Annotated in this window: 12 protein-coding genes; all 12 read left to right on the plus strand. The window is 33.5% G+C overall.

Features of this window, described 5'->3' with window-relative positions:
* The first annotated feature begins 32 nt into the window (after positions 1-32).
* The 12 genes from fabZ to B6S12_RS03840 all read left to right on the plus strand — a co-directional run bounded on the left by fabZ (position 33) and on the right by B6S12_RS03840 (position 12,528).
* A complete protein-coding gene (gene fabZ / locus B6S12_RS03790; RefSeq protein WP_111229482.1) occupies positions 33-494 on the plus strand; it encodes a 3-hydroxyacyl-ACP dehydratase FabZ in 462 nt (153 codons plus the stop codon).
* Positions 491-1,294, plus strand: a complete 804-nt coding sequence (gene lpxA / locus B6S12_RS03795) for an acyl-ACP--UDP-N-acetylglucosamine O-acyltransferase (RefSeq protein ID WP_111229483.1) — start codon at positions 491-493, stop codon at positions 1,292-1,294. Before fabZ ends, lpxA begins: the two co-directional genes overlap by 4 nt.
* A complete protein-coding gene (gene clpX / locus B6S12_RS03800; RefSeq protein WP_111229484.1) occupies positions 1,287-2,558 on the plus strand; it encodes an ATP-dependent Clp protease ATP-binding subunit ClpX in 1,272 nt (423 codons plus the stop codon). The genes lpxA and clpX overlap by 8 nt, the downstream gene beginning before the upstream one ends.
* Positions 2,559-2,580: 22 nt before the next feature.
* Positions 2,581-3,615 (plus strand): rod shape-determining protein, encoded by a 1,035-nt coding sequence (locus B6S12_RS03805; RefSeq protein ID WP_111229485.1) that lies wholly within the window; start codon positions 2,581-2,583, stop codon positions 3,613-3,615.
* A gap of 3 nt (positions 3,616-3,618) precedes the next feature.
* A complete protein-coding gene (gene mreC / locus B6S12_RS03810) occupies positions 3,619-4,446 on the plus strand; it encodes a rod shape-determining protein MreC (protein WP_111229486.1) in 828 nt (275 codons plus the stop codon).
* 136 nt (positions 4,447-4,582) lie between these two features.
* Positions 4,583-5,731 (plus strand): hydrogenase small subunit, encoded by a 1,149-nt coding sequence (locus tag B6S12_RS03815; RefSeq protein WP_111229487.1) that lies wholly within the window; start codon positions 4,583-4,585, stop codon positions 5,729-5,731.
* A gap of 10 nt (positions 5,732-5,741) precedes the next feature.
* Positions 5,742-7,475: a nickel-dependent hydrogenase large subunit gene (locus B6S12_RS03820; protein ID WP_111229488.1), complete on the plus strand. Its 1,734-nt coding sequence runs from the start codon at positions 5,742-5,744 to the stop codon at positions 7,473-7,475.
* 11 nt (positions 7,476-7,486) lie between these two features.
* A complete protein-coding gene (cybH, locus tag B6S12_RS03825) occupies positions 7,487-8,161 on the plus strand; it encodes a Ni/Fe-hydrogenase, b-type cytochrome subunit (RefSeq protein WP_111229489.1) in 675 nt (224 codons plus the stop codon).
* Positions 8,162-8,698 carry a HyaD/HybD family hydrogenase maturation endopeptidase gene (locus B6S12_RS03830; RefSeq protein WP_111229490.1) on the plus strand — a complete coding sequence of 179 codons (537 nt, stop codon included), beginning with the start codon at positions 8,162-8,164 and terminating at the stop codon, positions 8,696-8,698.
* Positions 8,699-10,345, plus strand: a complete 1,647-nt coding sequence (locus B6S12_RS03835; protein WP_245892514.1) for a protein hydE — start codon at positions 8,699-8,701, stop codon at positions 10,343-10,345.
* 410 nt (positions 10,346-10,755) lie between these two features.
* Entirely contained in the window at positions 10,756-10,923 is a 168-nt protein-coding gene (locus tag B6S12_RS11030; RefSeq protein ID WP_181450944.1) for a hypothetical protein, read from the plus strand.
* A gap of 9 nt (positions 10,924-10,932) precedes the next feature.
* Complete coding sequence (locus tag B6S12_RS03840; RefSeq protein ID WP_111229491.1) at positions 10,933-12,528, plus strand: disulfide bond formation protein B; 1,596 nt, start codon at positions 10,933-10,935, stop codon at positions 12,526-12,528.
* Positions 12,529-12,596 lie beyond the last annotated feature (68 nt).

Here is a 12,596-nt window from a genome sequence, read left to right on the forward strand (position 1 = left end):
GAGTAGATTTTTATTTTTTAGGATTCCTTAAAATGATATACGATGTTCAAAAAATTAAAGAAATTTTACCGCACCGCTATCCTCTTTTATTGGTAGATAGAATCACTTCTTTAACCAAAAATGAAAGTATTGAAGGCTTTAAAAACATTACAATCAATGAAGATGTATTCAATGGACACTTCCCTACCCAGTCTGTTTATCCAGGCGTTTATATTATTGAGGGTATGGCACAAACTGGAGGAGTTTTAGCCTTTGTAAGTATGTTTGGCGAAGATGCTTCTAATAATGGCGATAAAATTGTTTATTTTATGAGTATTGATGAGGCAAAATTCAGAAATCCTGTAACCCCTGGAGATAAACTTGTTTATAAGCTAGAAGCTCTCAAGCAAAAAGGTGGAATTTGGGTTTTACAAGGCTATGCTTATGTAGATGAAAAGCTCGTAGCACAAGCTGTTTTAAAAGCTATGGTAGTTGATAAAAAGGACTCTAAGTGAGTATTGCAAAATCTGCCATCATTGCTCCTAGTGCTATCATAGAAGAAGGGGCTATTATTGGTGAAAATACAAAAATTGGCGCCTATAGCGTTATTGGAAAAAATGTAAAAATTGGCTCTAATTGCACAATTTATAACCATGTTACTCTTACAGGAAACACAACTTTAGGTGATTATAATGAAGTTTTTCCCAATGCAGTTTTAGGCACTATTCCTCAAGATTTGAAATTCCATGGAGAAGAAAATTTTCTTATTTTTGGCAACCATAATAAAATTAGAGAATTTACGATGATAAACCCTGGCACAGAGGGTGGAGGAAGCAAAACTATTATTGGCAATCACAATCTTTTAATGGCTTATGTGCATATTGCGCATGATTGCATCATAGGAGATCACTGCATTTTAGCAAATGGTGCAACTTTAGGAGGACATATTGTCTTAGGTAACCATATTAATATTGGAGGTTTAACACCTATCCATCAATTTGTAAAAGTGGGTGATTATGCTATGATTGCAGGTGCAAGTGCTTTAGCACAAGATATTCCACCTTATTGTATGGCAGAAGGAAATCGTGCTGTAATTAGAGGCTTAAACCTCCATCGCCTAAGAAAAAATTTTGAACACCATGAAGTTGATAAAATCCATAATGCCTATAAAAAATTATTCTTTGGTAACCAACCTATTAAAGAAATTGCACAAGAAATTCTAGAGCAAAATTGCGATGATAATGTTGCCAAAATGTGCAATTTTATTATCCAATCTACAAGAGGGATCCCATTTATAAGGAAAAATCATGAGTGAGCGCGTATGTAATTTTTGTAAATCTAAAGAATCACGCAAAAATCCTCTTATTGCGGGGAATAATGTTTGTATTTGTAAAAATTGTGTGATTGCTTCTTATAAATTACTTTTCGCAGAAAGCGAGGGGGAAGCACTCCACAATGAAGCACTAGAAGCTTTACAAGAGCTAGAAGAATCCACTACTCTTTTGCCACCAAAAGAACTAAAAGCGGTATTAGATGAATATGTTATTGAACAAGAAAAAGCCAAAAAAGTCTTTAGTGTAGCTGTATATAATCACTACAAAAGGATATTTTCTCAAAATCACAGCGATAATGATGATACAGAAATTGCAAAATCCAATATTTTACTGATAGGACCCACTGGAAGTGGTAAAACCCTTATGGCACAAACTCTTGCAAGATTTCTAAATATCCCTATTGCAATTTGTGATGCTACAAGCTTGACAGAAGCAGGATATGTAGGAGAAGATGTAGAAAATATCCTAACAAGACTTTTGCAAGAAGCAAATGGGGATGTGCAAAAAGCACAAAAAGGTATTGTTTTTATTGATGAGATTGATAAAATCTCTCGCCTTTCTGAAAACCGTTCTATTACGCGTGATGTTTCTGGTGAAGGCGTGCAACAAGCACTTTTAAAAATCATTGAAGGTAGCGTTGTAAATATCCCGCCAAAAGGCGGAAGAAAGCACCCAAATCAAGACTTTATCCAAATTGATACTAAAGATATTTTATTTATCTGTGGAGGTGCATTTGATGGGCTAAAAGATATTATCCAAAGACGCAAAGGAAATAACACTTTAGGCTTTAACCACAAAAAAGAAAATAAAGAAAATTTAAAAAACAATCTATTAGAAGAAGTAGAGCCTGATGATCTTGTAAGCTATGGACTAATTCCTGAGCTTATTGGTAGATTACATATGATTGCCACACTTGATGAAATTACAAAAGAAGCAATGGTAAATATTTTAATTAAACCTAAAAATGCACTTACTAAACAATACCAAAAGCTCTTTAGTCTTGATGAAGTGCAATTAACTTTTGAAGATGAGTCCTTAGAAGCCATTGCAGAACTTGCAATTCAAAGGAAAACGGGAGCTAGAGGACTAAGATCTATCTTAGAAGAAATTATGTTAGATATTATGTATGAATTACCTGAACTTAAAGGCTATGAGGTAATCATCACAAAAGATGTTGTTAAAAATAAAGCTAAGCCTATTTTGCTTAAACAAAAACAAAACAAAAAAAGCAAAAAGACTGCCTAAATCCATATAAAAGAGAGGAAAAATGCTATTAGATAAAGTTATTGGTTGGTTTTCACATGATATTGCAATTGACTTAGGAACTGCAAACACACTTGTATTAGTTAAAGGACAAGGGATTATTATCAATGAACCCTCTGTTGTAGCCATACAAAATGATAGGTTTATGAAAAATAAGGTTTTAGCCGTAGGACAAGAGGCTAAAGAAATGGTAGGTAAAACCCCAGGAAGTATTCAAGCGGTGCGTCCTATGAAAGATGGTGTGATTGCTGATTTTGATATGACAGAGAAAATGATTCGCCACTTTATTGAAAAAGCACATAAAAGAAAAGCACTAATGCGTCCTAGAATTATCGTTTGTGTTCCCTATGGATTAACTGGAGTTGAAAGAAAAGCAGTTAGAGAATCTGCAATTAGTGCAGGAGCTAGAGAAGTATTTTTGATTGAAGAACCTATGGCAGCTGCCATTGGTGCAGGACTTCCCGTAAAAGAACCTAAAGGAAGTTTGGTTGTAGATATTGGAGGGGGAACTACCGAAATTGGTGTAATCTCTCTTGGCGGCTTAGTTATCTCAAAATCCTTAAGAACTGCTGGAGATAAATTAGATAATGCTGTAGTAGATTATGTAAGACGCAAATATAGCTTGCTAATTGGCGAGAGAACTGGAGAAGAAATTAAAATACAAATAGGTTCTGCAATTAGCCTTAGTGAGCCTCTTTATATGCAGGTTAAAGGACGCGATCAAGTAAGCGGGCTTTTAAATACTATTGAACTTACTAGCGAAGATGTAAGAGAAGCCATGAAAGAACCCTTAAAAGAAATTTCAAATGCGCTAAAAGATGTGCTAGAGCAAATGCCACCCGATTTAGCTGGCGATATTGTAGAAAATGGTATCGTGCTAACTGGAGGCGGAGCACTCATTAGAGGATTGGATAAATATCTTTCTGATATTGTAAAACTTCCTGTATATATTGGCAATGAACCGCTTTTATGCGTTGCAAAGGGAACTGGACAAGCCCTAGAAGAAATTGATGTATTACAACAATTAACTTACGAGTAGAGAATGAAAAAAATCTTTCTTTGGTTTATCTTTTTATCTATTGTATTTTTTATCTCTACGCAGATTTCCAAAGAATTTCATTCTAAAGTTCTCTACATCACGCAAGGTATTAAAATTGGTTTTTTAAATCTCAATAATAATATTTCTAATATCCTAGAACGCCACTTTAATCAAGCACAACAAATCAAAGAATTAAGTGCTGAAGTGGCACAAAAAAAAACAATAGAACACGCTTATCTTGCTTTAGAAGATGAGTATAAAAAATTACTTGCAAACCTTCAAGCTCCTATTGAAGCAAGCCAAAATAATGCATATTTAGTGCGCACTATTTCCTATGTAAAAATGAATGATTACAAAAAGATTTGGCTTGAATTTAAAAACCACAAAAACTATAAAGAAAACTTTATTTTTGGGCTTGTTGGAGAAAACCAAGTAGCAGGAATTGCCATTTTAGACAATAATAGATTAATGGGCTATCTAAATGGTGATGAAAAATGTAGCTATAGCGTCATCATAGGAGAGAAAAAAATACCTGGAATTGCTAAATACGATTTAAATAAAGGTTTTGTTGTAGATTATATCCCTCTATTTGCAAAAATTGAGGTAGGAGAGAAAATTTACACAAGTGGTTATGATTCTATTTTTTATCCTGATATTTATGTAGGAGAAGTTGCCTCCATTCAAGAGCGTCAAGGACATCAAATTGCAACTATAAAAAATGAAATTTCACAAACCTCACAATTTTATTGGATTATTGATGTTGCACAAAAAATGCCTATAGATCTCATTGAAGATGAAAATACTGCTACAAATACAGCCACAAATGAATAAGTTTAAATCAAAAAAACACAAATTTTATTTAACTTTTTAACAAATAGTGCTAGAATAAAAGCGTTAGAAAGTTGCTTTTTAGCCTATTAAAGCATTTTTTCAAAATTTTGAACTTCCCAAAATAAAGGAGTAACCTATGGAGTTAGAACACACTAAACTTGAACTGGCAAAACAAAGGCTAGATGAAATATCTAAGCTTCCCCCTCTAAAAAAGGGACAAAGCATTAAAAAAATGTTACAAAAAAATGGTATCTCAAGAAGAGATTTTATGAAATGGGCAGGTGCAATGACTGCAATGCTTTCTTTACCTGCTAGTTTTACCCCACTTACTGCAAAAGCTGCTGAAGTTGCAGACAGACTTCCTGTAATTTGGCTACATATGGCAGAATGCACCGGCTGTAGTGAAAGTCTTCTTAGAAGTGATGGCCCTGGAATTGCAAGCTTAATTTTTGATTATATTTCTTTAGAATACCATGAAACCCTTATGGCAGCTTCTGGTTTTCAAGCAGAACATAATTTAGAAACCGCAATTGAAAAATACAAAAACCAATACATTTTAATGGTAGAAGGCGGTATCCCAACAGGAGAAAATGGAGGGTTTTTAACAATTGGAGCACATGGAAAAAGTGGATTAGAGAGTGCAAGAGAAGCTAGCGAATATGCAAAAGCTATTTTTGCAATTGGAAGCTGTTCGAGCTTTGGCGGGATTCAAGCAGCAAATCCTAATCCAACTGCCGCAAAGCCTCTTAGTGAAGTCATTTCAAAACCTGTTATTAATGTCCCTGGTTGCCCTCCTAGCGAAAAAAATATTGTAGGAAATGTTATCCATTTTATCCTCTTTAACACATTGCCTAGCCTTGATGCTTTCAATCGTCCAAAATGGGCTTATGGACACAGAATCCACGATTTATGCGAAAGAAGAGGACATTTTGATGCAGGAGAATTTGTCCAAACATTTGGTGATGAGGGAGCTAAAAATGGTTATTGCCTCTATAAAGTAGGCTGTAAAGGTCCTTATACTTTTAACAATTGCTCTAAACTTCGCTTCAACTCCCACACAAGCTGGCCTATTCAAGCAGGACATGGCTGTATAGGTTGTAGTGAGCCAAACTTTTGGGACAGTATGGGTCCTTTTGAAGAGCCTCTTGCTAGCAAACTCTATAATGCTCCGCTCTTTAGTGGTGCAGATAGAACAGCAGATAATATTGGTATTACACTACTTGGTGCAGCCGCTATTGGTATGGCAGCCCATGCACTCTTATCCAATATCAAGAAAGAAAAATAAGGAGGAATAAATGTCAAAAAGAATTATCGTAGATCCTATCACAAGAATTGAGGGACATTTAAGAATTGAAGTAATTGTTGATGAAGACAATATTATTAAAGAGGCTTATTCTAGTTCTACTCTTTGGAGAGGTATAGAAGTAATCGTAAAAGATAGAGATCCTAGAGATGTGGGCTTTATGGTGCAAAGAATTTGCGGTGTTTGCACTTACTCTCACTATAAAGCAGGAATTAGTGCAGTAGAAAATGCTCTTGGAATTAAAGTTCCTTTTAATGCTGAAATGGTGCGTTCTTTAATGAATGTTTCTTTAGTATTACATGATCATTTGGTGCATTTTTATCACTTACATGGTCTTGATTGGTGTGATATTACCTCTGCACTTAAAGCAGATCCTAAAAAAGCAAGCGAGCTTGCCTTTAAATACAGTAAAAATCCTATCGCAACGGGAGCTGATGAGCTTAAAGCTGCGCAAGAAAAAGTTGCAAAATTTGCAAGTGCAAAACAAGGATTAGGACCTTTTGCTAACGCATATTGGGGACATAAAACTTATCGCTTCTCTCCTGAACAAAACTTAATTGTTCTTTCACACTATCTAAAAGCACTAGATGTGCAAAGAGTTGCTGCACAAATGATGGCAATCTTTGGTGCTAAGCAACCCCACCCACAAAGCTTAACCGTTGGTGGTGTAACTTGTGTGGCTGATATTTTAGATCCATCAAGATTAGCAGATTGGAAAACAAAATACGAAGAAGTTGCAGATTTTGTAAATCGTGCTTATTATGCCGATGTTGTAATGGCTGCTGAAGTGTATAAAAATGAGCCTAGCGTATTAAAAGGCTGTGGCGTTAGAAACTTCCTATGCCATGCTGAAATTCCAATCAACAAAACAGAAACTCTTTATAGCACTGGTATTGTAAGGGATGGAGATATTTCTAAACTTCACCCACTAGAAGAAGCACTTATTACTGAAGAAGCTACACATTCATGGTATAAAAACGATAAAGCACTCCACCCTTATGATGGAGAAACAAATGCAAACTATACTGGTTTTGTAGATACTAAAACTATAGGACCTGAAGGCACAGAGATTGACACAAAAGCACTAGACATTAAAGGAAAATATAGCTGGATTAAATCTCCACGCTACAATGGTGATGCTATGGAAGTAGGACCACTTGCAGCAATTGTAGTAGGGCTTGCTGCAAAAAATCCTAGAATTACAGAAATTGCAACACAATTCTTAAAAGATACAGGATTGCCTATTGAAGCACTTTTCTCCACTTTAGGAAGAACAGCTGCTAGAGTATTAGAGTGCAAACTTTCTGCAACTTATGGAATTGAAGCTTTTAATTCACTTGTAGAAAATTTAAAAAGCGATCAAAGCACTTGTGCTCCTTATAAAATTGATAATAATGCAGAATATAAAGGACGCTATATCGGAAATGTGCCTAGAGGAACTTTAAGCCACTGGATTAGAATTAAAAATGGTGTGGTTTCTAACTACCAATGCGTCGTTCCAAGCACTTGGAATGCAGGCCCTAAAGATGCTAAAGGGCAAATGGGGCCTTATGAAGCTTCATTAGTAGGAACAAAAATTGAAAACCTCACGCAACCTTTGGAAATTATTAGAACCATTCACTCTTTTGATCCTTGTATTGCTTGTGCGGTGCATGTTATGGATACAAAAGGTAATGAGCTATCTAATTACAAAATCAATCCTATTGCTCTTAATTGTGGGATTTAAAGGAGGAAACTATGGCTTCTTATAAACCCATTTATGAGTTTTCAAAACTTACAAGGATTTTCCACTGGATTAGAGCAATTGCTATTTTTGCTCTTATTGCAACTGGCTTTTATATTGCCTATCCTTTTTTAGCTCCTGATAATTTTAGCGGTGAGCCAACAGGATTTTTGTATGCACTCATGAGAAGTTGGCATTTAATTTTTGGTTTTTTACTCATTGCGATTTCTATTTTTAGAATCTATCTTTTTGTATTCACAAAAGAATGCAGTTTTGAGCGAAAATCTTTTTTAGATTTTATCAATCCTATTGTATGGATTAAGATTTTAAAAACCTATATGCTTTTAGGCGGACATCCACATATGAAAGGTGCTTATAATCCTTTACAACTTGCCACTTATATGTTTGTGATGTTTTTGATTGTAGCAATTTGTCTAACTGGGTTAATTTTACACGCTAATGTTTATCATGAGGGGCTTGGTGGCTTTATTGCTCCTGCTATGAAATCTTTAGAAGTGGTGTTTGGTGGAATTGCAAATGTAAGATTGTGGCACCATATTTTAACTTGGGCTTTTGTTATTTTTATCCCTATTCATATTTATATGGCTTCTTGGAATGCAACAAGATTCCCTGGATCTGGGATTGACACCATTGTAAGTGGTGTAAAATTTGAAAAAGAAGAGCAGTAATTGAAAATCCTCATTTTAGGCATAGGTAATATCCTATTTGGGGATGAGGGGATTGGGGTGCATTTAGCCAATCTCCTTAAAGTCAATTATTCTTTTAACACTAGCCACACTTTAGACATCATAGATGGAGGAACGATGGCACAACATCTAATTCCCATCATTACACAATATGATAGAGTTTTAATCTTAGATTGTGTAGATGCAAATGATGCAGAAATTGGTGCGGTGTATTATTTTGATTTTAAGGAGATTCCACACAATATCACATGGGCTGGAAGTGCACATGAAGTAGAAATGCTTCAAACTCTTCAAATGATTGAAATGCTAGGCGATTTGCCACCCACTAAAATCTTAGGCATTAAACCTGTAATTATCGGAACTGATCCAACTTTTGAACTTTCCTCCAAAGTTTTAGAAGGTGCTAAACTTATGGAATTACAAGCTTTAAATTTTCTAAAATCCTTTGGAATATCTTATACAAAAAAAAGTGATAAACCCTTACAAGAAATTGCAAATTTATCCTATAAAGGTTTTTAAATGATAATCTCTTTGGTCTTTAGCAAGATTAATACCCTTAAAGAAGATATGAAAGTGAGAGACTTCTTCTTACAAGCCATCTTTAAGAGTGCTCACAATCTCTCCCCTACTTTCTCTTTTAATGAAACTTCTTTGCAAATTTGTCTAGAAGGTGAAGAAAAGGAATTGTTAGAATTTTGTAATACACTACAAAATATAATCCCTCTCTCACTGCAATGGACTTTTAAAGAATTAATTCAAGTTACAACTCCCTATGAAAACTCCCAACTAGATTTTAAAAACTTCTCTTATTTTAGCCCACAAGAACTAGCCAACATCACCCAAAAAAACTCTTCAAACTTTTGCAATCTTTGGCAAAATTTCATAGGTTACCAACAAGAAAAACTCACCCTTATAGAAAATGGAGAGAAAATTCCTATCCAAAATGCTAAGGATTTACAAATTGCTCTAGACAAAATCTCTAAAAAACTTATAGCAAAAGAAGAAGTATTTATTAAAACCTCTATGGGCAAGAAATCTCTAGTTTTACTAGATGAAAATACACCAACACCTATCAATGAAGACTTTACTTTTATGCCTTTTTGCCTCAATAGTGCCCAAACTTTTTTTGTAGCCTCCAAAGAAGAATTAGAAGCATTAGCCACTCTTGAAAAGCCTATCATTTCTTTGCGTCACAAAAGCATTTTTAAAGACTTCTTTCCTACTAGAGAAGTATCTTGCATTCTTCCTTACGATCCTATTCTCTTACTTTTGGCTCAATTCTTAGAAAATTATAATGGACTTTACTTGCTCCCTATAGGAGAAGAAAAAATCCAAAATGGAATTTGCGCCTTTTTTGCTAAAGATATTCCCTCCCCCAAAATTACTCTTGGTTCTAATGCTATCATTATCCCCCACATTTTTAAGCAAACTAATATTCTACAAGCCTTCAAGCATAAAATAGAAGAGGAAGAACTTCATAATATCAATGCACTCTATCTTGGCAAAGAAGAAAGTTTGGTTTTAATGTATTTACAGCAAACTTTCAAGCTAACGCTACCTATAAGCTTTCAAACTAATCCAAAACTTATTTTAAAAACCCTAAATACCTTTAATGAAACCACTCAAAAATTAGTAAAAAATTTTACCACTCCTAATGAAACTACTATCCATTATCTCCAAAGCTTTCAAGAGGAAAGTAGAATTTCAAAAAATATTTTGGATTTAATAGGTGTTTGTGGTTTATTTTTAGGATTTTCCACAAAAGAAAATTTAGAAGATGCACTCAAAGAAGCTTATAACAACCTACTTTTAAATGCTAAAAATTTTATGGGAAATAAGGGTCCAAGAATTGATTTTAAACTAGAAAAAAATGAAGAAGGCATCTTTTTAAATCCATTAAAAACTATTTGTTCTACAATGAGCTTCCATCTAGCAGGTGTAGATAAAGAATTACTAAGTTTTGGGATTTTAGATTCCTTAGCAGAATTTTTTGCAAACTTCTTACGCGATTTAGAAGAAAACTACCAAACAAAAAATGTCCTCATCTGCGGAGAACTCTTTGCAAACAAGCAATTCTTAGATCAATTTATCCACTATTATCCCAAATTTTCAGAAATTTTACCACTTGATTTTTGTGATACAATCCCTACTAAAGTATTTAAATGATTTTATATCCCCCCAAATACTAAAGTTTAATTTACTTAAATATCACAAAGGCTTTCAAGCTTCTTTGAAGCTTTATTTTAAGTATTAAGATTTTATTATTTTGCATTTTATCTTTTTTGCTCAATCCTTCAATACTTTTTTTAATCTTAATTTTATTACAAACAAAAAAGTATTTAAAATTAAATTTGCAAAGATTAAAATTTGAAAAAGATTAGAAAAATTAGATTTCCAAGCATTAAAAGAAAAATAAATTCTTCCATTTTTAAGCTAAAAACATTAAATTATTAAATTTATATTAAAACTTATACTTATATATTATTTTTAAAATTTATAATTATATTTATAAAAAATAAATATTTTTTAAATAAAAACTACATATAATTTTACCACTTTAATATTAGGAGGATATTATGGAATTTACTATACTTGTTTTATTAGCAATTTCTATATTGCTGATTTTGATTAAACCCCAAAGAGAAAAATTAATTTTTGGTATTTTTCTTGCAGGAGCTTGCCTTAACTATTTTATGTATTTAGTTGCAAGTTTTGACTCTGTTATTCCTAGTGGAAATTGGTAAGGAGTTGGTATGAATACATATATGAGTAAAAATGATCAATATTTTTATCTTTTTATGGCTACAGCTGTATTGCTAATACTTGCTATTCCTGTAGGATTTGCCAACATATATTTAGGTTATTTTCACAACGAATCTCCCTGCACTCTTTGCTGGTTTGAACGCATTGGAATGGTAGTTATTGGAATTTTGGGTATGTTTATCTTGCGTTATGGTCCCCAAATAAAATATATAGTATGTGTATTTTTATTTGCAGGGTATGGGATATATATGGGTGTCCGCCATACTGCTAGTTGGTGGCAAAGAGATATTGGCATAGGACTTGGCGATAAGTTAGTGGGGGCACATACTTATACTTGGGCTGTTGTAGTTTATTGGTGTGTTGTGGTGGTTATGGGATTAGCCCTCCTTTTTATCCATAAAAAAAGCTCTATGATGCGTGATTTAAGTCATGAGAAAGTAGAGGCAAAACCTCTAAACACATATTCTAAAATAGTTATCATTGCTTCTTTTTTAGTGGTTTGTTCTAATGCTTTTCAAGCTTTAATTATAAATGGTATCCCACCATTTACTGGCAAATCTAATCCTGATCGCTTAACTTTTGATATGAGTATTATGACTAAAACTTGGACAACTGAAGTTTGGAGCAGACTTTTTAAATTCAATCTACTTGGAAAAAATACTCCCGAAAATGTTTATATTAAAGATTTAATAGAACCTAGTGGTTTGCAAATCCAAAGAGATAGCTCTGAAGGTGCATTTGAGCTTCATAAAAGTATTACCCCTCTTAGTCAAGACTATGAAATTTCTATTCCTAAGCTTAGCAACTTTAAATCACTCAATGCAATTGCCTACCATAAAGAAAATGATGAATTTGCACTCATTAGCAATGAAATGGCAGTAGCCTACACTAAGGATTTTAAAAATTCTACTGGCTATGTTTTGTTTGATAAAACTAATGGTTATGATATGAAATATATCGTCGATGCAACTTTTATAGGAGATAAACTAATTATAGGAGCTTTCAATAAAACCTTTAGTGGCATTCAAAAAGTAGATACAAATACCACAATCGATCCTATGTTAGAATGGCAAGCCTTTAAAGAGACAAGTGGTTCTATCATGCCTGCTTTTTACACAAATAAAAACAATTGGCTTGAACCTTCAAGAAAATATATTCTAACCATTAGAGCTAAACAAAACTATGTGCATTCTTATGCAAGTGATGGAGAATTTTTATATCTTCTTAGCATACCCAATAAATTTAGTCCTAAACTCATTTTATCCTATGCAAGCACTAAAGACTATATGCTAAGTGGCGAAACACCTTTAAGTGTGGCTCCCCATTTAAAGCTTAAGGATAATAGGAGTATTAATGACTACTATATTGTTGCAAGCAGTATCGTAGGGGATAAAATGCTTGCTTTAAGTATGCGTTATAGCACAATGCTTGTGATTGATTATAAAAATGCCAAGATTATAGATGCCTATGAAATTCAAGGTTTAGATAATCCAAAATCTATGGCAATCAAAGAAGATATACTTTATATTTTAGACAGAACTAACAACAAAAAAGATATTATAAAAACCTACAAAAATCCACTTTAAGAGTTATAGGGAAGTCCCCCCTTCCCACCTCTTTTAAGTATAAATACTATACTTATTCCTTATTTTTA

Origin of the sequence: Helicobacter valdiviensis (assembly GCF_003245365.1) — a bacterium.
GTDB classification, from domain to species: Bacteria; Campylobacterota; Campylobacteria; order Campylobacterales; family Helicobacteraceae; genus Helicobacter_D; species Helicobacter_D valdiviensis.